Annotated in this window: 20 protein-coding genes; 15 read left to right on the top strand and 5 right to left on the bottom strand. The window is 62.2% G+C overall.

Annotation, left to right across the window (positions count from 1 at the left end; translation table 11 throughout):
- Positions 1-18 precede the first annotated feature (18 nt).
- The 6 genes from FDY95_RS12075 to FDY95_RS12050 all read left to right on the top strand — a co-directional run bounded on the left by FDY95_RS12075 (position 19) and on the right by FDY95_RS12050 (position 5,974).
- Positions 19-1,587, top strand: coding sequence for an acyl-CoA carboxylase subunit beta (locus FDY95_RS12075; RefSeq protein WP_138078011.1), 1,569 nt, complete (start codon positions 19-21; stop codon positions 1,585-1,587).
- A gap of 15 nt (positions 1,588-1,602) precedes the next feature.
- Entirely contained in the window at positions 1,603-1,866 is a 264-nt protein-coding gene (locus FDY95_RS12070; RefSeq protein WP_138078010.1) for a hypothetical protein, read from the top strand.
- 198 nt (positions 1,867-2,064) lie between these two features.
- Positions 2,065-3,135 carry a M42 family metallopeptidase gene (locus FDY95_RS12065; protein WP_138078009.1) on the top strand — a complete coding sequence of 357 codons (1,071 nt, stop codon included), beginning with the start codon at positions 2,065-2,067 and terminating at the stop codon, positions 3,133-3,135.
- Positions 3,136-3,272: 137 nt separating this feature from the next.
- Positions 3,273-4,190, top strand: coding sequence for a glycosyltransferase family protein (locus FDY95_RS12060; protein ID WP_246074007.1), 918 nt, complete (start codon positions 3,273-3,275; stop codon positions 4,188-4,190).
- A gap of 243 nt (positions 4,191-4,433) precedes the next feature.
- The gene (locus FDY95_RS12055) at positions 4,434-4,985 is read left to right on the top strand and encodes a hypothetical protein (RefSeq protein ID WP_138078008.1); all 552 of its coding nucleotides are present in this window, start codon (positions 4,434-4,436) and stop codon (positions 4,983-4,985) included.
- 173 nt (positions 4,986-5,158) lie between these two features.
- Positions 5,159-5,974 (top strand): ABC transporter substrate-binding protein, encoded by an 816-nt coding sequence (locus FDY95_RS12050; RefSeq protein ID WP_246074006.1) that lies wholly within the window; start codon positions 5,159-5,161, stop codon positions 5,972-5,974.
- Between the two features lie 8 nt (positions 5,975-5,982).
- Here the strand turns inward: FDY95_RS12050 and FDY95_RS12045 are convergent, their stop codons facing one another.
- The gene (locus FDY95_RS12045) at positions 5,983-7,239 is read right to left on the bottom strand and encodes a 3-phosphoshikimate 1-carboxyvinyltransferase (protein WP_246074005.1); all 1,257 of its coding nucleotides are present in this window, start codon (positions 7,237-7,239) and stop codon (positions 5,983-5,985) included.
- 59 nt (positions 7,240-7,298) lie between these two features.
- Entirely contained in the window at positions 7,299-8,336 is a 1,038-nt protein-coding gene (gene aroB, locus FDY95_RS12040; RefSeq protein ID WP_138078007.1) for a 3-dehydroquinate synthase, read from the bottom strand.
- A gap of 106 nt (positions 8,337-8,442) precedes the next feature.
- Between aroB and FDY95_RS12035 the strand changes: the two genes are divergently transcribed.
- Complete coding sequence (locus FDY95_RS12035) at positions 8,443-8,853, top strand: hypothetical protein (RefSeq protein ID WP_138078006.1); 411 nt, start codon at positions 8,443-8,445, stop codon at positions 8,851-8,853.
- 3 nt (positions 8,854-8,856) lie between these two features.
- On the opposite strand, the gene FDY95_RS12030 is transcribed toward FDY95_RS12035, so the two are convergent.
- A complete protein-coding gene (locus FDY95_RS12030; protein ID WP_138078005.1) occupies positions 8,857-9,939 on the bottom strand; it encodes a bifunctional 3-deoxy-7-phosphoheptulonate synthase/chorismate mutase type II in 1,083 nt (360 codons plus the stop codon).
- Between the two features lie 157 nt (positions 9,940-10,096).
- Between FDY95_RS12030 and FDY95_RS12025 the strand changes: the two genes are divergently transcribed.
- The 6 genes from FDY95_RS12025 (at position 10,097) to lysS (ending at position 18,459) form a co-directional block, all read left to right on the top strand.
- Positions 10,097-11,296: a proline dehydrogenase family protein gene (locus FDY95_RS12025; RefSeq protein WP_138078004.1), complete on the top strand. Its 1,200-nt coding sequence runs from the start codon at positions 10,097-10,099 to the stop codon at positions 11,294-11,296.
- A gap of 105 nt (positions 11,297-11,401) precedes the next feature.
- Entirely contained in the window at positions 11,402-11,785 is a 384-nt protein-coding gene (locus tag FDY95_RS12020; protein ID WP_111478777.1) for a hypothetical protein, read from the top strand.
- A 262-nt stretch (positions 11,786-12,047) separates the two neighbouring features.
- A complete protein-coding gene (locus FDY95_RS27075) occupies positions 12,048-12,890 on the top strand; it encodes a hypothetical protein (protein WP_317129487.1) in 843 nt (280 codons plus the stop codon).
- A 223-nt stretch (positions 12,891-13,113) separates the two neighbouring features.
- Positions 13,114-15,252: a carboxy terminal-processing peptidase gene (locus FDY95_RS12010; RefSeq protein WP_138078003.1), complete on the top strand. Its 2,139-nt coding sequence runs from the start codon at positions 13,114-13,116 to the stop codon at positions 15,250-15,252.
- Positions 15,253-15,510: 258 nt separating this feature from the next.
- Positions 15,511-16,560 (top strand): hypothetical protein, encoded by a 1,050-nt coding sequence (locus FDY95_RS12005; protein WP_246074004.1) that lies wholly within the window; start codon positions 15,511-15,513, stop codon positions 16,558-16,560.
- A gap of 336 nt (positions 16,561-16,896) precedes the next feature.
- The gene (gene lysS / locus FDY95_RS12000; RefSeq protein WP_138078002.1) at positions 16,897-18,459 is read left to right on the top strand and encodes a lysine--tRNA ligase; all 1,563 of its coding nucleotides are present in this window, start codon (positions 16,897-16,899) and stop codon (positions 18,457-18,459) included.
- A 604-nt stretch (positions 18,460-19,063) separates the two neighbouring features.
- Here the strand turns inward: lysS and FDY95_RS11995 are convergent.
- Together FDY95_RS11995 and FDY95_RS26955 are read right to left on the bottom strand one after the other, a co-directional pair.
- Positions 19,064-19,489: a YtxH domain-containing protein gene (locus tag FDY95_RS11995; RefSeq protein ID WP_138078001.1), complete on the bottom strand. Its 426-nt coding sequence runs from the start codon at positions 19,487-19,489 to the stop codon at positions 19,064-19,066.
- Positions 19,490-19,640: 151 nt separating this feature from the next.
- The gene (locus FDY95_RS26955; RefSeq protein WP_138078000.1) at positions 19,641-20,075 is read right to left on the bottom strand and encodes a YtxH domain-containing protein; all 435 of its coding nucleotides are present in this window, start codon (positions 20,073-20,075) and stop codon (positions 19,641-19,643) included.
- A 267-nt stretch (positions 20,076-20,342) separates the two neighbouring features.
- On the opposite strand from FDY95_RS26955, the gene FDY95_RS11985 reads away from it, so the two are divergent.
- Together FDY95_RS11985 and FDY95_RS11980 are read left to right on the top strand one after the other, a co-directional pair.
- Positions 20,343-20,597 (top strand): Kazal-type serine protease inhibitor domain-containing protein, encoded by a 255-nt coding sequence (locus FDY95_RS11985; protein WP_138077999.1) that lies wholly within the window; start codon positions 20,343-20,345, stop codon positions 20,595-20,597.
- Between the two features lie 9 nt (positions 20,598-20,606).
- Positions 20,607-20,978, top strand: a complete 372-nt coding sequence (locus tag FDY95_RS11980) for a cupin domain-containing protein (protein WP_138077998.1) — start codon at positions 20,607-20,609, stop codon at positions 20,976-20,978.
- Positions 20,979-21,006 lie beyond the last annotated feature (28 nt).

The raw sequence follows: 21,006 nt of genomic DNA, 5'->3' as shown, positions 1-21,006 counted from the left end.
CATCCTCTCTCCCACCCCATGTCCGATCCGCACGCCGACCCGACGCTGAGCGCCCTTGAAATCCTGGATAAGAAAAACGCCGAGGCCCTGCTGGGCGGCGGCCAGGCCCGCATCGAGGCCCAACACAAGAAGGGCAAGCTGACGGCCCGCGAACGGCTGGACCTGCTGATGGACCCCGGCTCCTTCGAGGAAATCGGCAAGTTTGTGATGCACCGCTCCAAGGACTTCGGCCTCGACAAGGAATACTACCTGGGCGACGGCGTGGTGACCGGCTACGGCACCATCAACGGCCGCCTGACCTACGTGTTTTCGCAGGATTTCACGGTGCTGGGCGGCTCCCTGAGCGAAACCCACGCCGAGAAAATCGTGAAGATCATGGACCTGGCCATGAAGAACGGGGCCCCGGTCATTGGCCTGAACGACTCGGGCGGGGCCCGCATTCAGGAGGGCGTGGTGAGCCTGGGCGGCTACGCCGATATCTTCTACAAGAATACCCTGGCCTCGGGCGTAGTGCCGCAGCTGTCGGCCATCATGGGGCCGTGCGCGGGCGGCGCGGTGTACTCGCCGGCCATTACCGACTTCATCCTGATGGTGGAGGACACGAGCTACATGTTCGTGACCGGCCCGAACGTGGTGAAGACGGTTACCCACGAAACGGTGACCAGCGAGGAACTGGGCGGCGCCAGCACCCACAGCAGCAAGAGCGGCGTGACGCACTTCACGGCGCCCAACGAGGTGGCCATCATTCAGCAGCTCAAGCAGCTGCTGAGCTACATGCCGCAGAACTGCGAGGATACCGCCCCGGTGTACCCCTACGAGGCCCAGGGCGACGAGCTGCGCCCCGAACTGGACAGCATCATCCCCGAAAACCCCAACCAGCCCTACGACATCCGCGAGGTCATCAGCGGTATTATTGATGCGGACTCGTTTATGGAGGTGCACCAGAACTTCGCCGAGAACATCGTGGTGGGCTTCGCGCGGCTGGGCGGGCGCAGCATCGGCATCGTGGGCAACCAGCCGGCGGTGCTGGCCGGTGTGCTCGACATCAACGCCTCGACCAAGGCGGCCCGCTTCGTGCGCTTCTGCGACTCGTTCAACATCCCGCTGCTGGTGCTGGAGGACGTGCCCGGCTTCCTGCCCGGCACCGACCAGGAGTGGCGCGGCATCATCACCAACGGCGCCAAGCTGCTCTACGCTTTCTGCGAAGCCACCGTGCCGCGCATCACCGTGATTACCCGTAAAGCCTACGGTGGGGCCTACGACGTGATGAACAGCAAGCACATCGGGGCGGACATGAACTACGCCTGGCCCACGGCCGAAATTGCGGTGATGGGCGCCAAGGGCGCGGCCGAAATCATCTTCAAGCGTGAAATAGCCGCTGCCGATGACCCCGAAGCCAAGCTGCAGGAGAAGGTGGACGAGTACCAGCGCAAGTTTGCCACCCCCTACCGCGCCGCCCACCGCGGCTTCGTGGACGAGGTGATTCTACCCTCGCAGACCCGGCAGAAGCTGATGCGCGCTTTCAAGATGCTCGAAAACAAAGTAGACCAGCTGCCGCGTAAGAAGCACGGGAATATTCCCCTGTAACCTGACGACGGCCGCATGGATTGGCAGCTGACTGGGAGTATCATTGGCGGCCTGGGCATCGTGCTGGTCGTTATCGGGCTGCTGCTGCGGTTCAAGGTCGGGCGCTGGTTTCTGGGGGCGCTGCTGGTCGTCTTCACGCTGGCGTCGCTGTTCAGCGGCGACTGGTCGGACCCCGGCTCCGGGCTCGACTCCGACCCGCTCAAGACCAGCCGCTGGTTTCTGATTATCGGTGGCTTCTGTCTGCTGATTGGCTGGGGTATCAGTGCCGCAACCCGTTAGCTAAGATGTTAGGCGTCAATCGGCTGGCGAATGAAAGCACCTGCTGCCAATGGGCCGAACGTGTCGTCTGGCCATTGGCGGGTTGCGGCTCCCCGGCTTAGTCACTTTTTAATACCAATTCAAGGTAGCTTTTTGGTATTTTCCTTATTCATTTACAGTCTTAACCAACCCGTGAGCTAATTGCTCCTTTTCCAAACTATGCGCCCAGAAAGCTTCGACTTCCTCCAGAAATATCTGAACACTCACTCCCCCACCGGCTTCGAAAAGGAAGGCCAAAAGGTGTGGCTGGAGTACATCAAGCCCTACATCGACGAGTACTTCGTGGATACTTACGGCACCGTGGTCGGCGTCGTGAATCCGGAGGCGAAGTACAAGGTGGTCATCGAAGCTCACGCCGACGAAATCAGCTGGTTCGTGAACTACATCACGAAGGAGGGCTACATCTACCTGCGCCGCAACGGCGGCTCCGACGCGCTGATTGCGCCCTCCAAGCGGGTGCTGATTCACACCAAGAACGGGCCGGTGCGGGCCGTGTTCGGCTGGCCGGCCATCCACGTGCGCAAGGTGGAGCAGGACAAGGCCCCGACCATCGAAACCATTTTCCTGGACTGCGGCGCCGCCTCGCAGAAGGAAGTGGAGGAAATGGGCATCCACGTCGGCTCGGTCGTCACCTTCGAGGACGAGCTGATGGAGCTGAACGGCAAGTACCTGGTGGGCCGGGCGCTGGACAACCGCATCGGCGGCTTTATGATTGCCGAGGTGGCCCGCCGCCTCAAGGAAGAAGGCAATACCCTGCCCTTCGGCCTCTACATCGTGAATGCGGTACAGGAGGAAATCGGGCTGCGCGGAGCCGAAATGATTGCCCATCGCATCATGCCCGACGTGGCCATCGTGACGGACGTGACCCACGATACCCAGTCGCCGATGTACGAGAAGAAGACTTCTGGCGACCTGCACTGCGGCAAAGGCCCAGTCATCACCTACGGCCCGGCGGTGCAGAACAACCTGCGCGACCTGATTATCGAGGCAGCTGAGCAAAAGGAAATTCCGTTCCAGCGCGCCGCCGCCACCCGCGCCACCGGCACCGATACCGACGCCTTTGCCTACGCCGGCGCCGGCGTGGCCTCGGCCCTGATTTCGCTGCCGCTGAAGTACATGCACACCACCGTCGAAACCGTCAGCCACGACGACGTGCAGAACGTCATCAACCTGATCTACGAGTCGCTGCTGCGCATCGAGGACGGCCACGACTTCCGGTACTTCAAGTAAGCCGGCACTGAACAAGTAGAACGTCATTCCGAGCTTGTCGAGGAATCTCGCATGCTGACTCCAGGTAGTAAAATCCTCGTTGAACGAGAAAAATGCTATCCGACATCAGCACGCGAGATTCCTCGGCTTCGCTCGGAATGACGTTCTTTTGTTACCCGCAGTTCTATTTCACCACCGCCCGCATGTTCATTTCCGGCTTCACCATCATCCGCAACGCGGTCATCAACGACTACCCCATCGTGGAGGCTATTCGTTCCATTCTGCCGGTGGTCGATGAGATGGTGGTAAGCGTGGGCGACAGCGACGACGACACCGAGGGGCTGATTCGCAGCATCGACTCGCCCAAGATTCGCATCGTGCATTCCACCTGGGATCCGGCCCTGCGCAAGGGCGGCGCGGTGCTGGCCGCCGAAACGGACAAAGCCTTTGCCCAGATCAGCCCCGAGGCCGATTGGGCCTTCTACATCCAGGCCGACGAGGTGGTGCACGAGCAGTACCACGCGGCCATCCGCAAGGCCTGCAAGCAGCACCTGCACGACCCAGAAGTGGACGGGCTGCTGTTCGACTATACCCACTTCTATGGTACCTATGATTACGTGGGCGACAGTCGGCGCTGGTACCGGCGCGAGGTGCGCATCGTGCGGAATGACAAGGCCATCCGCTCCTACCGCGACGCCCAGGGCTTCCGGCGCGAGGGCGAAAAGCTGCGCGTGAAGCCGGCCCACGCCAGCGTGTACCACTACGGCTGGGTGAAAAGTCCGCAGCAGATGCTCACCAAAATCAAAAACCTCGACTCGCTTTGGGACGAGGGCCGGGCGCCCGAGCAGCACCCGCTGGCGGCGGCTGAAGCCTTCAACTTCGACGACTACGACTCGCTGCGCCGCTTCGAGGGCACGCACCCGGCGGTGATGCAGGCGCGCGTGCACCGTCAGAACTGGCAGGTCGAAATCGACGTGACCCGCAAGCACTTCAAGCTGAAAAACCGCGTGCTCCACTGGATTGAACAGCTGACGGGCAAGCGGCTGTTTGAGTACCGCAACTACCGGCTGGTGTAAACCACCGCGAGGCTGGAATCCCCGGCTGAAAATAAAATCGGCGCCGCTTACTTTGAATTTCAAAGTTCTTTATTTCCTTTACAATGTCGCTGGCCAGCTAGCCTTCGTCAGCGGCCGCCGGAACAGGCCAAGCGCCTATTTCCTCTTTGTTACCAGCCGCTTATCCGTAGCCTCGCCTGTCGATACGTCTGTTCGCCGGGCTCAGAAATTCACCCTTTCCGCCCTCAGAAAACGCCCGAAGCCATGAACCTGACCAAAAGCCTGACCCGTGTTTCGCTTATCACCGGCGCCCTGCTGCTGGTGCCCCTGCTGGCCATGCAGTTCACGGCCGAAGTCAACTGGAGCCCGTTCGATTTCGTGGTGATGGGCGCGCTGCTGTTTAGTGTGGGCATGGCGCTGGAGCTGGTAGCCAGCCAGCGGGGTCCGGTGGTGTACCGGCTGGCGGCCGCCGGGGCCATCCTGACGACGCTGCTGCTGGTGTGGTCGAACTTGGCCGTGGGCTTTATCGGCAGTGGGCCTAACGCCGCCAACCTGCTCTGCGGCGCCGTGCCGCTGCTGGCCCTGGGCGGGGCGTTTATGGTGCGTTTTCAGGCCCACGGCATGGCCTACGCCATGGTAGCCGCAGCCCTGCTGCAACTGTTGGTGCCGGTGCTGGCGCTGCTCGTTTCGCACCTGGAGGTAAAGCCGCAGGAATGGGGCATCAGCGTGGTATTCGCTGCCTTCTGGCTCGGTTCGGCCTGGCTGTTTCAGCGCGCCGACACCTCCAATGGCGCGCTGAAACAGCGCCTTGCGTAACCGCTGAGCAGCTACCTGCGTGATACCATCCGGCCGGCGCGGCAGAAGCTCATACTTCTGCCGCGCCGGCCGGGCTGTTGCTGGGGCTTCGCCAACGCGCCGGCTGCCTCTCCGGTGGTACAACCCCAGGAGCTCCGCCCTGCTGCCGTATCTTGCCGCCCTACGCCGAATCCGTGCTCAACCTGCCACCCATCTTTCCGCCCCTCACCGTCACCGACCAGATGAACCGGCGCGTGGCCGTGCCGTTTCCGCCGCAGCGCATCGTGTCGCTGGTGCCCTCGCAGACGGAGCTGCTGTTTGATCTGGGCCTGGGCGCGCGGGTGGTGGGCGTGACGAAGTTCTGCCTTCACCCGGCCGAAGCGCGGCAGCAGTCCACCGTCATCGGCGGCACCAAAAACTTCCATTTCGACCGGATTGCCGCGCTGAAGCCCGACCTCATCATCGGCAACAAGGAGGAAAACTACCAGGAGGGCATCGAGCAGCTGGCCGCGCAGTACCCGGTGTGGATGAGCGACATCGTGACCCTGGACGACGCGCTGGACATGATGCGGCGCGTGGGCCTGATAACGGGCACCAAAACGCGCGCCGAGCAGCTGACCGCCGAAATCAGCGCCTCACTGGCCGCCCTGCCACCGGTCGACGAGCTGGTATCGGCGGCCTATTTTATCTGGCGCCAGCCCTACATGGTGGCCGCCGCGGGCACGTTCATCCACGAAATGCTGCCGCTGGCGGGTTTCCGCAACGTGTTTGCCGACCTGACGCGCTACCCCGAAATCAGCCCGGAACAGCTGGCGGCGGCCAATCCGGCGGTAATTCTGCTATCCTCCGAGCCCTACCCCTTCCAGGACAAGCACGTGGCCGAGTTTCAGGCGCTGTGCCCCCAGGCCCGGGTGCTGGTGGTCGACGGGGAGCTGTTCAGCTGGTACGGCAGCCGGCTGCGGCAGTCGGCGGCGTACTTCCAGGAGCTGCGCAGCCAAATGGCCCGGTAGCCCGGGTCCTACTTTTCACCCAACTCTCCCAGCTCGAAGCCGGCCTGTCGCAGCTCTTCCCAGAAAAACGGGTAGGATTTGCGCACCACGGCGGGCGTTTCCACGGTTACGGCGCCGCGCAGAGCCAGGGGGGCAAAGGCCATGGCCATGCGGTGGTCGTGGTAGGTATGCACGGTCTGGCCGCCCACGTGCAGATTCGGAGCCGAGGCCTGAAATATGTCGCGGCCGGCGGGGGCCAGCAGGGCGCCAAACTTGGCCAGTTCGCGCTGCAGGGCGGTAATACGGTCGGTTTCCTTGATGCGCAGGCTTTCCAGGCCGGTCATCTCGACCACCACGCCGGTGGCAGCGGCTGCTACGGCAATAGTCTGGGCCAGATCGGGGCAGTCGGTAAAGTTCATGGCCACGCGGGCAGCACGCTCAGGGACCTGGCGCAGCACCACGCCGTCGGCCACGAACTCGGTGCGCACGCCCAGCGGCTCCATCAGGCGGGCAATAGCTTGGTCGCCCTGCCAGGAGTGGCGGCGCAGGCCGGGCAGGTGCAGCTGCGAGCCTTCGGGCGCCAGCGCCACCAGGCTGTACCAGTAACTGGCCGCCGACCAATCAGCTTCCACGGTGTAGTCGGCGGGCTGGTAGGGCTTGGGGGCCACGCGCACCTCGCGCTCCTGCACGTCGACTTCGGCGCCGAAATGGCGCATCAGCGCGGCCGTCATCAGGATGTAGGGCCGCGAGCCGATGGCGCCGGTGAGCTGCAGGTGCAGGCCCGTGGGCAGCAGCGGGCCAATCATCATCAGGGCCGAAATAAACTGACTGCTGATGTCGCCGCGCACGCTCAGCGGGGCGCCGCTGGTGGGCTGCCAGCCCCGCAGGCGCAGCGGCGGGTATCCCTCGCGGGCCTCGTAGCTGATATGGGCGCCGAGCTGGCGCAGGGCATCTACCAGCACGCCGATGGGACGCTCCTGCATGCGGGCGGTGCCGGTGAGCAGGGCATGGCGGTCGGTGGCGGCGAGGTAGGCGGTCAGAAAGCGCATGACGGTGCCGGCATCCTCGGCGTCGAACTCGGGGGCCTCGGGGTGCGCCAGCAGGCGGCGCATCAGCTGGGTGTCGTTGGCTTCGGAGAGGTTGTGCAGCGTGCCCGCGCCGGCCAGGGCCTGGATGATGAGGGCGCGGTTGCTTTCACTTTTGGAGGCGGGCAGCAGGGCCGTGCCCCGCAGGGGGCCGCCGGACCAGTGCAGCGTCAGGGAATCGGGAAACTGAGGGGACAGCACGTAGGCAACGGGTAGCGCAGCACGGAGCCGCGCGGGTGATGGATGTTGAGCCGGCGAACTTACAACCGGTGGTAGTAGCGCAGGCTAGCCGCCAGCTCGGCCAGGGTCACGGGCTGGTCGTACACGCCCTCTCCAATGCCGCGCAGCAGGGTGCAGTTGATGATTTCGCCCTGGTTTTTCTTGTCCTGGCGGGCCAGCTCGGCAATGGCTTCGGTTTCGAGCAAGACGAACTGCACCTTCTCGAACACGGTGAAGAGGAAGGTTTCGATTTTGTCCAGCGCCTCGGCGTCGAGCAGGCCTTTCTGCACCGACAGCCAGGCCTCGCAGATCATGCCCGCCGCCACGGCCTCGCCGTGCAAAATGGCGCGGCCCTGCAGCAGCAGGTAGCTTTCGAGGGCGTGGCCCACGGTGTGGCCGAAGTTGAGCAGCTTGCGCGGCCCCCGCTCCGTGGGGTCCTGCCGCACAATGCCCTGCTTCACCGCCACCGACTGCTCCACCACCGGCAGCCAGTCGTCCACAAACAAACCCTGCTGCCGCCCCTGGGCAAACGCGTCGGCGTCGGCAATCAGCCAGTGCTTCACAATTTCGGCGTAGCCGGCGCGCAACTCGCGCGGATCCAGCGTGGCCAGAAACTGCGTATCGATGCACACGGCTTCGGGCAGCTGAAACACGCCGAGGTGGTTTTTGTAGCCGTGGTAATCCACGCCCGTCTTCCCACCAATGGCCGCATCAACCTGGGCCAGCAGGGTAGTAGGCACCAGTACGCAGCGCAGGCCGCGCTTGTAGAGGGCCGCGCAGAAGCCGCCCAGATCGGTAACGACGCCGCCGCCCAGGCACACCAGCACGCTGTGCCGGTCGAAGCCGTGCTCGGTCAGCTCGTCCCACACCCGCTGGCAGGTTTCCAGCGTTTTGTAGTCTTCACCGGCCGGTATTTCGATGAGGCGGTGGCCGGCGGGCAGGTGCGGTTGCAGGGCAGGGTAGCACAGGCGGGCGGTGTTGCCGTCGGCCAGCACGGCCACCTGCGTGGTGCCGGGCCGCGTGAGCAGGGCCGTGAGGGCGGGCAGGGCCGCGGAGCCAAGGTGGAGGTAGTCGGTCATGGGGCGCTAAGTTCGGGGGTTGGAGTCTGTATACGCGAAATGCCGGGCGCCTGCAACTAAACCGCCCCGCTGCGTATCACCTATTCAAACCTATATTTTCCAGATCATGCTGTTGCGCGCTACGCTTTGCCTGTTGTTGAGTACAGCTGCTTTCACCGGCTGCAAAACCGATAAAGACGCCCTCAAATCCAACGGCCTGACCGGATACTGGCAGCTCAGCCGGCAGGAATGCTTCTGTCCGCCCGGCACGCCCACGCCCGACGAGGCGGTTGAATTCGACGGCAACGGCAACGTGACCGAGTACCAAAACGGGCAAGCCGTGCAGACGGGCACCTACCAGCTCAGCTCCGGCTCGACCGATTGCGCCGCCAACGCGCAGCTGATGACCTTCAGCTGGTCCAATAACTCGCCGGCCTCCTATACCCTGGTCGACGGCAAGCTCACCATCGACCAGGGCCTGTGCCACGACGCGCCGCGCAAGACCTACACCCTCGCGCCGCGCCGCGCGGGCCAGTAGCCGCTACTCCGGCCGCTGCATGATTTCCGTCTGCTTACGGATGCTCTCGATGTGGATGAGCTTGTAGAGCTCGGCCACGAACTTATCGTTCACGCCGAGGCGGGCGGCCCATTCCGGGCGGCTTTTGAAGATATCGTTCCAGCGGTCCAGCTGCAGAATCTTCACGTTGTTCTGCTTCTTATACTCGGCTAGCTCTTCCACCAGGGCCATGCGCCGGGCCAGGGCCTCGATGATTTCCTGGTCGGCCACGTCCATTTTCTGGCGCAGTTCCTCGGCTTTGTTGAGGTAGTCGGCGTTGTCGGTGCTGCGGTAGCGGTGCTTCAGCTCGCGCAGGATTTCGCCCAGGCGTTCGGGCGTTACCTGCTGGGCGGCGTCGCTCCAGGCGTGGTCGGGGTCGGGGTGGGTTTCCAGCATCAGCCCGTCGTAGTCGAGGTCGAGGGCTTTCTGGGCCACGGGCAGCAGCAGGTCGCGGCGGCCGGTGATGTGGCTCGGGTCGCAGATCAGCGGAATTTCCGGAAAGCGCGTTTTCAACTCGATGGCAATGCCCCAGGTGGGCGCGTTGCGGTACTTGCTGGGCGCGCCGGTGCTGAAGCCCCGGTGAATGGCCGCCAGGTCCGTGACGCCGGCGCGGTCCAGCCGCTCCAAGGCCCCGGCCCACAGGGCTAGGTCGGGGTTGACGGGGTTTTTCACCATCACCGGCACGCCCGTGCCGCCCAGCGCCTCGGCCAGTTCCTGCACCGCGAAGGGGTTCACCGTGGTGCGCGCCCCGATCCAGACCACATCGACGCCGTGGGCCAGGGCTTCCTCCACGTGGCGCGGCGTGGCTACCTCCACCGTCACCGCGAGGCCGGTTTCCTGCTGCACGCGCTGCAGCCAGCGCAGCCCCTCCGTGCCAATGCCCTCGAAGGAGCCCGGTCGGGTACGCGGCTTCCAGATGCCGGCCCGGAACAGGTCGACGCCCAGGCCCTGCAGGCCGCGGGCCGTGGCCATTACCTGTTCTTCGGTTTCGGCCGAGCAGGGGCCGGCCAGTAGCAGCGGCTGGCCTTTCTGGGCCAGGCGGCGGGTGAAATACGTGTCGATTTGCATGAAAAGCGGCGGCAAGCCGGGCCGCCCGTCCGGGGCCGAACTCCTGCTTGCGCGTAAGCGTTGTAAGGGCGCCACCGGCGCGTTCAGCTGCTAAACTACGGCCCTTCGTCCGATGTTTCGTGGCTATCTTCGCGCCCCCACTCTTTCCCCGCCCCGCATGCCCGAGCCCCAAACCCACCCTGCTGTTTCCTTCGACAATACGGCCGTTGCCTTCGCCAGCAAATCCAACGCGGAGCTGCGCCAGATGTACGCCCTGTTCGCCGCCATGAACAACAACTCCCTGGTGAGTTTCGGCGGCGGCGTAATGAAGAAGGCGCTCAGTTGGGGCATTCCGGGCACCAAGGGCATTATCAAGCACACCATCTTCCAGCAGTTCTGCGGCGGCGAAACCATTGCCGAGTGCAAGCCCGTCATTGCCGAGCTGGGCAAATACCACATCGGCACCATCCTCGATTACTCGGTGGAGGGCGAAGGCAGCGAAGCCAGCTTCGATAAGACCCGCGACGAGCTGCTGCGCACTATTGATTTGGCCGCTGGCAACCCGCACATTCCGTTTTCGGTGTTTAAGGTGACGGGCGTGGCCGACAGCGCCCTGCTGGAGAAAGTGCAGGCCGGCCAGTCGCTCACTATTCTGGAGCAGCAGGCCTACGAGCGCGCCCAGCAGCGCATCGACGCGCTCTGCCGCCGCGCCCACGACAAGGGCGTGCGTATCTTCGTTGATGCGGAGGAAAGCTGGTTTCAGGCTACTATCGATGATCTAGCCCGCGACATGATGCGCCGCTACAACCAGCAGCGCCCCATCGTGTGGAATACCTACCAGCTCTACCGCCACGACCGGCTGGAGGCCCTGCAGGCCGACTACGAGCGGGGCGTCCAGGAGGGCTACTTCGTGGGGGCCAAGCTGGTGCGCGGCGCCTATATGGAAAAAGAAGCCCGCGTGGCCCAGCAGCGCGGGTACCGGAACCCCATCAACCCCACGAAGCAGGCTACCGATGACCTCTACGATGAAGCCCTGCGCTTTTCGGTGGCCCATCTCGACCGCCTCGCCATCTGCGCCGGTACCCACAACGAAGCCTCCTCGCGCCTGCTCACCGAGCTACTGGCCGATGCCGGCCTCGCCCCCGGCGACGAACGGGTGTGGTTTGCCCAGCTCTACGGCATGAGCGACAACCTAAGCTACAACCTCGCCCACGCCGGCTACAATACGGCCAAGTACGTGCCCTACGGCCCGGTGGAAGCGGTGATGCCCTACCTGCTGCGCCGCGCCGACGAAAACACCGCTATTTCAGGCCAAAGCAGCCGGGAATTCCTCCTTATTAAGCGCGAAATGGAGCGGCGCAAAAATAAAGTGCGCTAACAATCAATGGCATAGTTGTTGAAACGCGGCCCGCGGCGTTGGAATTATCCTACGCCACGGGCTTTTTTTGTATTTTAACCCCTCTCAACTCCCCTTACCACCCACATGATAACTCGCGTCCGCCGCTTTCTCATCAACTACTCCCGGAACCAGACCGGCACCGTCAGCTACCTGACGGTGGTCCAAGAAGCGGAACTGGGCCTCAACCTCGACATCTCACACGAAAAATCGCGTCTGAACGAGTTGCTGGCCGAAATTTCGGAAACCGAATACACGGCCGGCCGCCCCATCCTGAGCTGCCTGGTGAAAGTGGAAGGCTCGAAGGGCCAGGGGGACAACTTTTTCAAGCTCTGCGAACGGCTGGGCCTGGGGCCCTGGCGCGAGCTGAAGCAAAACCCCGACTTCCTCTCGGGCCTGCGTACCGAATGCCGCGAGTTTTGGCGCGACGAAAAGAACTACGCGCAGTTTTCGGGCGCAATGGTGGAATAGCGCGCCTGGGCTGGTCGGAATAATATAGAAGTAGAAGCGGAGCCGCACTGGATGCGGCTCCGCTTTTTTAATTCCCGCTACTATCTGTGTCAGGTGCATTTTCCGGCGTGGCGGTGGCTAAGCCAAGCGGCGTTTTGTGCGCGCCAACGTAACCCGGATGGAAAGGCCCGCGTTAAGGTAGCCAAACGAGTGTAAGCTCGACCCCTCGACTTGCAGCTCGCTTAAACTCCTTCCCTACCATCCAACCAAAACCTAAGCAAAGATGAATAACGACCAGAATCCTGCCAACACGGGCACCGGCGCAGGTGCCGGCTACGGTACCACCGGCCACACGGGCAGCAGCTCCATGGGCGCCTCGGACATCAATGCCAGCAGCAACGTATCGTCGACCACCCCGGTAAACCGTGCCGGCATCGACGAAACTAGCTCTAACCCGCACCACGACTTCAGCGCCACCGAAAAAGGCGCCAACATCGCCGGTACCCCCGGGGCCGTAGTAGGCCGTGGCGTGGATGCCGTGCAGAACGCCGCCGGCGACGCCGCCCGCGCCGTATCCGGTGAAAACAAGACCTACGGCGACAACTATCAGTCGTCGAACCGCTACCTGACTTCGACCTTCCGCGACCGTGCCTCGGCCGAGCGCGCTTACGACTCGCTGTCTTCGCGCGGCTATACCAAGGACGACGTGAACCTGCTGATGTCGGACGACACCCGCAAGACGCACTTCGGTGATAACACTGCCGATACCGAACTGGGCAGCAAAGCCATGGAAGGTGCCGGCGTAGGCTCGGCTATCGGTGGCACGGCTGGTGCCGTTATCGGCGCCATTGCCGCCATTGGCACTTCGGTAGCCCTGCCGGGCTTGGGCCTGATCATCGCCGGTCCGCTGGCCGCGGCGCTGGCCGGTGCCGGTGCTGGTGGCCTGACGGGTGGCCTGGTAGGCGCCCTGGTAGGCTCGGGTATCCCCGAAGAGCGTGCTGCTGAGTATGAGCACGACATCAAGAACGGTGGCATCGTGATGGGCGTGAAACCCCGTAACGATGAAGACGCCCGTCACTTCCAGGAAGAGTTCCGTCGTAACAACGGCGACCGTATCTACTACTAGCCCCGGAGCTAGTACCGACCTCCAGCCAACTTTTTAAGGCTGGCTATCAAGACCTCCCCGCAACCGGGGAGGTCTTTTTTGTTTCTATAGTCCGGAAGCTATTCCTTGGGCACTATTGCCCAGCGAGGCTGGTTTAGCAAGATGAATGGGCCGGTTTTTGACCATACCCATTCGGTGCAGCCTTACGTACATCTCAACACCACTTTTTACCGCGTCCCTGCCCATGTCATTCATCCGCCTGAAAATAGGTCTGTACGCCGCTGTCGTGATGGCAGTGTTCGTGCTGGCTTCCTACAAGCTTTACCGCGGCAACGACGCCCCGGCGCCCGAAAAAGAAGAAGTCCTGATCAAGGCCATGCTGCAGGGCCTGAGCCAGGCCCACTACCAGCCCGAGCAAATCGACGACAACTTCTCGAAGCGGGTGTTCGACCTGTACCTGAAGCGCATCGACTACTCCAAGAAGTTCTTGCTACAGTCGGACGTGGCCCAGCTGCGCAAGTACCAGACCGACATCGACGACGAGGTAAAACGTGGGTCGCACGAGTTCCTGGAGCTGTCGACACAGCTGATGGATCAGCGCACAAAAGAGGTGCAAAGCCTCTACCGCGAGTTGCTGAGCAAGCCTCTCGATTTCACTACGGAAGAAACCTTCCAGACCGATTTCGACAAGGCTCAGTTTCCGGCCGACAAAGCTGCGCAACGCGACGAGTGGCGCCGCTACGTGAAGTACCACACCATGACGCGCTTGGCCGAAATCCAGGACGAGCAGGCCAAGCGTGACCCGAAAAAGGCTACCGAAGCCGCTATGACTGCGCCGCAAATGGAAGCCGAAGCCCGCAAGCGCGTGCTGAAGTACTTCGACGAGCAGTTCAGCGACATGATGCAGAACGACGCCAACGACCGGCTGGCGCTGTGGGCCAACACTATTGCTAACACCTACGACCCGCACACCGAGTACTTCGCCCCGAAGGACAAGGAGTCGTTTGACATTGCCATGACGGGCCGTTTCGAAGGCATTGGCGCCACGCTGTCGGAAAAAGACGGCCAGATCAAAGTCGCCGACATCATCCCGGGCTCGGCCTCGTACCGCCAGGGCCAGCTCAAAACTGGTGACATCATTCAGCGCGTAGCCCAGGGCCCGGCCGAACCGGTAACCATTGAGGGCATGCGCCTCGACAAAGCCATCAGCTTTATCCGCGGCGCCAAGGGCACCGAGGTGCGCTTGACGGTGAAAAAGCCCGACGGCAGCACCCAGATCATCCCGATCATCCGCGACGTGGTTATTGTGGAGGAAACCTACGCGCAGTCGGCCGTCATCAACGAGGGTGGCAAGAAAATCGGCTACCTGCGTCTGCCGACCTTCTACGCCAACTTCAACGACGAGAAAGGCGGCCGCAGCTCGGCCGAAGACGTGAAGAAGGAGCTGGAGAAGCTGAAAGCCGAAAACGTGCAGGGCATCGTGTTTGACCTGCGCACCAACGGCGGCGGCTCCCTCACCGATGCGGTGGAAATGGCCGGCCTCTTCATCGACAGCGGCCCCGTGGTGCAGGTGCGCTCGGGCCAGGGCTCGGCCCAGGTGCTCAACGACCGTGACCCGCGCGTGCAGTACGACGGCCCGCTGGTGCTGATGGTGAACAAGTACAGCGCCTCGGCCTCCGAAATCCTCGCCGCTGCCATTCAGGACTACAAGCGCGGCGTGATTATGGGCTCGACCAGCACCTACGGCAAAGGCACGGTGCAGCGCATCTTCAACCTCGATGACGCGCTGCCGGCTGAGTTCAACGCCATCAAGCCCTTCGGCTCGCTGAAGCTTACCACGCAGAAGTTCTACCGCATCAACGGTGGCTCGACGCAGTTCAAAGGCGTGGTGCCGGACATCATCCTGCCCGACGCTTACAGCTACCTTGATCAGGGTGAGAAGGACTCGGACTACCCGCTGAAGTGGGACGAAATCAACCCGGCCCGCTACCGCGCCTGGCAGCAGGCCCCGCAGCTCGACAAGCTGAAAGCCGCCAGCACGGCCCGCGTGGCCGCCAGCCCGAGCTTCAAGCTGGTTACCGACGTGGTGGAGCGTATGCGCAAGCGCAAGGACGACACCAACGTATCCCTGAAGCTGGCCACCTACCGCGCCGAGCAGGCGCAGGCCAAGGCCGAGTCGAAGAAGTACGACGACCTGCAGAAGGCCGCTCCGGCCCTGAGCATCGCCCCGCTGGCCGCCGACCTGCGCACGGTGCAGAACGACTCGGTGCAGGTGAACCGCCGCAGCCGCATGTCGAAGAATCTGGTGAAAGACATCAACCTGCGCGAAGCCGTAGCGGTGGTGAAAGACCAGATCGACGCCCCGCAGGTGACCAAGCGTTAAGCGCTGCCTGCTACGAAGTTTAGCAAACGCCCCCGGTGCCTTCGAGGCGCCGGGGGCGTTTTTCGTTGCGGCGGGTAGCCGGTTCAGCCTCCCATCGGCTGGCACGAACCGGCAGGAAATCAGTGTCGATTATCACAGCCAACACGTTTGACAATCAACCATACAAACACCTGATTATCAGCCATAAAATTTGCTATCATTTTTACCAAAATTATTAGCAAAAAGGCACCATATCCAGCTAACTTGCGTTGAGCAGATATGATGACGAACCAAGAACAACTGACCGACAACGTCCTGCAATTGCCGGTGTCCGACGACGCGCAGCTTCAGCATGATGAGGCATGGCGCAAGTCCATCCCGGCGCAGGTGTTCCTGAACTACTTTTTCGCCCTAAGCTACCACATCCGCGAAGCGGATGATGCTACGGGCGGGCTGCAGCATCTCCCCTTCTTCCGCGCCCACCAGGCCGAGCTGACCGACGCCGACCGCGCCGCCGTGGAGAAGTACCTGCACAGCTGCTGGAGCACGGAGTACGCCCTGCGGGCCACCGCCGACCTGGGCGACGACGACTACCTGCGCAACGCCCTGCACTGGACCTTCCCGCAGGCCTACCACGCCATTATGGCCGGGCTGCAGGCCTTTCTGCACACGGCCGGCGTCCGCAGCAACAACCCCTCGCTGATTCGCCGGGAGGTGGGCCGCCTGGTGGTGCGCAACGCCTATCCGCGCCCGGTGGCCTTCTACGCCGCTGGCTCCTACGGCGACTTCAGCATCCACCGCCTGCCGCTGGCCGGCTACAAGGCCGGGCTGCAGATTGCCGGCAAGGCCATTGATGCGCAGGCCCAGATCGGGCAGTTTCTGCGCACGACCCGCAAGCAGAAGGCCGTGGGCGTGCGGCAGCAGGTGCAGGCCAACCCCACCACCGCCATCCGCAGTCAGAAGACGGGCCAGCCGCTGGAGAAGTGGACGGCGCAGCACTGGCAGCAGATTACCTGGCGCCTGGGCTACACCACCATCTTCGACTTGCTGGGCCGCCTGCGCATCTCGCAGACCAGCCGCGAGATTGAGCGCTACGTGGAAGCCGAAATCGACTTCCGCCTGTTTCACCAGTCCCTGCTCGACATCGTGAGCTACCTCAACGGCATCCACGAAACCTACGTGGCCAAGGCGCTGGGCCTGGAGCAGTACCAGGCAATAGTGGACAACCTGCCCAAGCATCTGCAGCACGGCTTCGTGGAGGACCGCCTGCGCACCCGCGTAGCCCCGACGCTGACGGGCCAGGAGCCGCAGATGGGAATGGCCGCCTAGAATCCACGGACCACGGATTCGACGGATTTTTCGGATGACACGGATTTTGTGGACGATTGACTATGCAGCAACGGCCCGCCAGTTAGGCGGGCCGTTTTGTTTTTGGGCCTTTCTTTTTTACGGTAGACCCAAAGCTTGTTGATGCTTGTTTGGGTGCGCCCCGCGCTTACCCAGAAAACCAGCCTACGAGTAAGTATGCACATGCGCACTACATACCCAAACCGTCCACAAAATCCGTGTCATCCGAAAAATCCGTCGAATCCGTGGTCCGTGGATTCTATCTTTGCGGCTTGACTTTCGCGGCCCGCTGTGGGCCTTGTTTTTACGCCTCGTGCCATGCACCACCTTAGCGAACAGGAAATCATTCGCCGCAACAAGCTCGACGAGCTGCAGAAGCTCGGCATCGAGCCGTATCCGTCGGAGCTGTTCGACGTGAACTTCTACGCCCAGGAAATTCACGACAACTACCACCCCGAGCTGAACAACTTCCAGGACGTGAGCCTGGCCGGCCGACTGATGTCGGTGCGGGTGATGGGCAAGGCTTCGTTTGCGGAACTGATGGACGCTTCGGGCCGGATTCAACTCTACATCAACCGCGACGAAATCTGCCCCGGCGAAGACAAGACGCTCTACAACACCGTGTTCAAGAAACTGGTGGACCTGGGAGACTTCGTGGGCGTGAAAGGCCACGTGTTCAAGACGCAGGTGGGCGAAACGTCCATCCACGTCACCGGTTTCACGCTGCTGAGCAAGAGCCTGCGCCCCCTGCCGGTGGTGAAAACGCGCCGCGACGAAGCCACGGGCGAAGAAGTGGTGTACGACGGCCTCACCGACCCGGAACTGCGCTACCGGCAGCGCTACGTGGACCTAGTGGTGAATCCGCACGTGCGCGACGCTTTCGTGAAGCGCACCCAGCTGGTGCAGGCCATGCGCAACTACCTCAACGACAAAGGCTACCTGGAGGTGGAAACGCCCATCCTGCAGCCCTTGTACGGTGGCGCGGCAGCCCGGCCCTTCAAAACGCACCACAACACGCTGGACATGACGCTGTACCTGCGCATTGCCAACGAGCTGTACCTAAAGCGCCTCATCGTGGGCGGCTTCGACGGGGTGTACGAGTTCAGCAAGGACTTCCGCAACGAGGGCATGAGCCGGTTCCACAACCCGGAATTCACCCAGATGGAGCTGTACGTAGCCTATAAGGACTACTACTGGATGATGGACCTGGTGGAGGAAATGGTGGAGCGCGTAGCTCTGGCCCTGCACGGGCAGACCGAAGTGCAGGTGGGCTCCAACGTCATCAACTTCCAGCGCCCCTGGAAGCGCTTCACGATGGCCGAAGCCATTGAGCACTACACCGGCTTCAACATCGACGGCAAGAGCGAAGATGAGCTACGCGCCGCCGCCAAGGACCTGAAAGTGGGCCTCGACCCGACCATGGGCAAGGCCAAGATCATCGACGAAATCTTCGGGGAGCACGTGGAGCCGAAGCTGATTCAGCCCACGTTCATCACCGACTACCCGGTGGAAATGTCGCCGCTGGCCAAGAAGCACCGCTCGAAGCCGGGCCTGGTAGAACGGTTCGAGGCCATCTGCAACGGCAAGGAAATCTGCAACGCCTTCAGCGAGCTAAACGACCCCATCGACCAGCGCCAGCGCTTCGAGGACCAGCTGGAGCTGGGCAAGCGCGGCGACACTGAGGCCATGGTGCTCGACGAGGACTTCCTGCGCGCCCTGGAGTACGGCATGCCGCCCACGGCCGGCCTGGGCATCGGCATCGACCGCCTCTCGATGATTATGACCAACTCCAACTCCATTCAGGACGTGCTGTTCTTCCCGCAGATGAAGCCGGAGCAGGCCGAGAAGAAAACCGAGAAATCGGAGAAGCCAGTGGAATAACGGCTACCGCCAACCAAATGAAACGCAGCAGTGCAACACGTACTGCGGCGAGTAGCGGTAAAACGTCGAAAGCCCCTCGTGCTAGTAAGGTGCACGGGGGGCTTTCTTTTGTTAATCAGTTAACCATTCCAGTCGGTACGCATCGAAGAAATGTGCGATGGACAAGTGCGATTTTGCTGCGAGGTTGTTTGACCAGCTCCTGGCAGAAGCTCCACTGTCGGCAATTTTACTTCGAAGGTTTATCCGACCTTCTCAATAAACTGACTACACTAGCTTTAACGACTACGTTACGAGAAGGTTACGACAGGTTCACTTTTTTTGAAGCGGCCCAAAAATCGAAAGGCCTCGCACCAGTCTCAACGGGTACGAGGCCTTTCTTTTTGAAACTGTCTGTAGCTAACTCAGCTGCTTAAAAGATCTGAAGAAGCTTACCGGTAAAATCCAGGCTGATTTTGCTGATACGGTTGTTTGACCAATCCGCGCAGAAGCTCAACTTGTTGGCAATTTTGCTTCAGAATGTAAGTGCAGTGACTTCTCTAAGTCAATTTCTACCTTCTCTAACGGCCGTGTTACCGAAAGGTTACACGGCCACAGATTTTTTTCGTTAGCTGCCTACGCCGCTGCCGCCGGTGGTACCACCCGCGTTGGAGCCGCCGGCGCCCTGCGAGTAGGTAGCCGTGGAAGCGGAGTCGGGGCCGTCGACGGTGCCTGAGCCAGCGGAAGGCTTGCGGCCGTTGCCGACCTTGCTGCCGCTGGTCTTGCTGGTGTCGCCCAGGCCGGCCAGTGCGTCTTCGGCCCCGGAGCGGTCCGCATCGCCTTCCTGGTCGCTGGCGCCGCCTTTCAGGGCATCGAGCTTGGACAAACCATCCTGCAGGAGCTTGTTGAGGTCGTCGCCGAATTTGCCGAGCGACTTACCCCAGTTTTCGCGGGTAGCCGTGCCGGTTTCGGGGGCCATCAGCAGGCCGGCCACAATGCCGGCGCTGGCACCGGCCAGCAGGGCGAGGATTACTTTACCGCCGTTGTCTTTCATAAAAAACCAGATGAGTTTGGATGTGGGGGAAGAATGCAGCTGGCCGCCGGGGCCGGTAGTTGCTAACGATAATGTGCAGCGAAGGTTATCACAAAAAACGCCCCGTACCGGGCTGGTACGGGGCGTTTGGGGAAGCAGAAAGGGCTCCGGCCTACAGGTCGTTGAGCAGCTTCACGATTTCGCGCTTGCCTTTGCCGAGCTTGTCCTGCAGACGGCCCACGAGCTCGTCGCCCTTGCCTTCGGCGTACTCCAGGTCTTCGTCGGTGAGCTGGGCATACTGCTGCTTCAGCTTGCCTTTAGCTTCGTCCCAGTTGCCTTTCAGGTTCAGGCTGGAGCCGGCGCCGGTTACGCCGAGGTCTTCCAGTTTCTCCACGAGGTTTTTGAAGGAGCCGTCGAGCTGGGTGCCGAACTTCGACAGCTGGTCGCCGAGCTGGTCGCCGTATTTGCCGGCGTAGTTTTTCAGGCTGTCGCGGGTGGCGCTGCCTTTATCGGGAGCGATGAGCAGGCCGGCTACGATACCAGCGCTGGCGCCGGCCAGCAGGGCCAGCAGGACTTTGCCCGTGTTGTTGTCTTCGTTGTAAGACATGGTGAAGGAGAATGTGGTTGAAAGAAAGGTTCAGGGTTGATAAACCGCGCTGCCTATATATCCGACAGTCGATTTGACCTGCCTATACGAAAGGCCTACCGTCGGGTTGTAGGCGGCCTGGCGAAAAGCAATACCGGGCGGCGAAAATATAGTTTTAAAAATATATTCACCTTGCCGGCTCCGCGCTGAGGTCGTGGCATTTACCTCTGGATATGGCCGCAGGCCCGGCTTTCCACGTATTTTTCGGCTGACCAAGCTCTTTTTCCCATGCCAACCCGCCTGCTACTGGCCGCGCCCCTACTGGCCCTGTTGCTGACCGGCGCCTGCCAGCGCACGGCCTCGCCTACTGAAACGGCTGCCGACTGCATCGATCCGAGCAAGATTCGCAAGGACGCCATGTGCACCATGGAGTACAACCCGGTGTGCGGCTGCGACAACAAAACCTACAGCAACCCCTGCCAGGCCACCAACGCCGGCGTGACCAGCTTCACCCAGGGCGCCTGCCCCGGCACCCAAAACTAACCCTACGACATGGCGGAGAAACGCTACATCCTGAACCCGGCGCCCTTCGTGGTGCCCACCACCGACGGCAAGCTCATCGAGGAGCACGTGGGGCTGGCCAGCACCGGCACCGGGCAGTACAGCCTGGCGCACATGGTGGCGCCGCCCGAGTGGAGCGAACCGCCCCAGCGCCCGGAATTCGACGAAATTACCATCGTGGTGCGCGGACGGAAGCGCTTCGAAATCGACGGGGAGGTGGTGGAGCTGGCGGCCGGGCAGGCCCTGCTCATCAAGGGCGGGGCGCGGGTGCGCTACTCCAACCCCTTCGCAGAGGAGTGCGAGTACTGGTCGGTGTGCGTGCCGGCGTTCAGCCCGGCCACGGTGCACCGCGAAGACGAGTAAGCGGCGGCTCAATGCCCGGCAAAGGCGC

The organism is Hymenobacter jeollabukensis, assembly GCF_005771675.1.
GTDB classification, from domain to species: Bacteria; Bacteroidota; Bacteroidia; order Cytophagales; family Hymenobacteraceae; genus Solirubrum; species Solirubrum jeollabukense.
The sequence above is the reverse complement of the archived record's forward strand: the minus strand, read 5'-3'. Positions and strand labels throughout refer to the sequence as shown.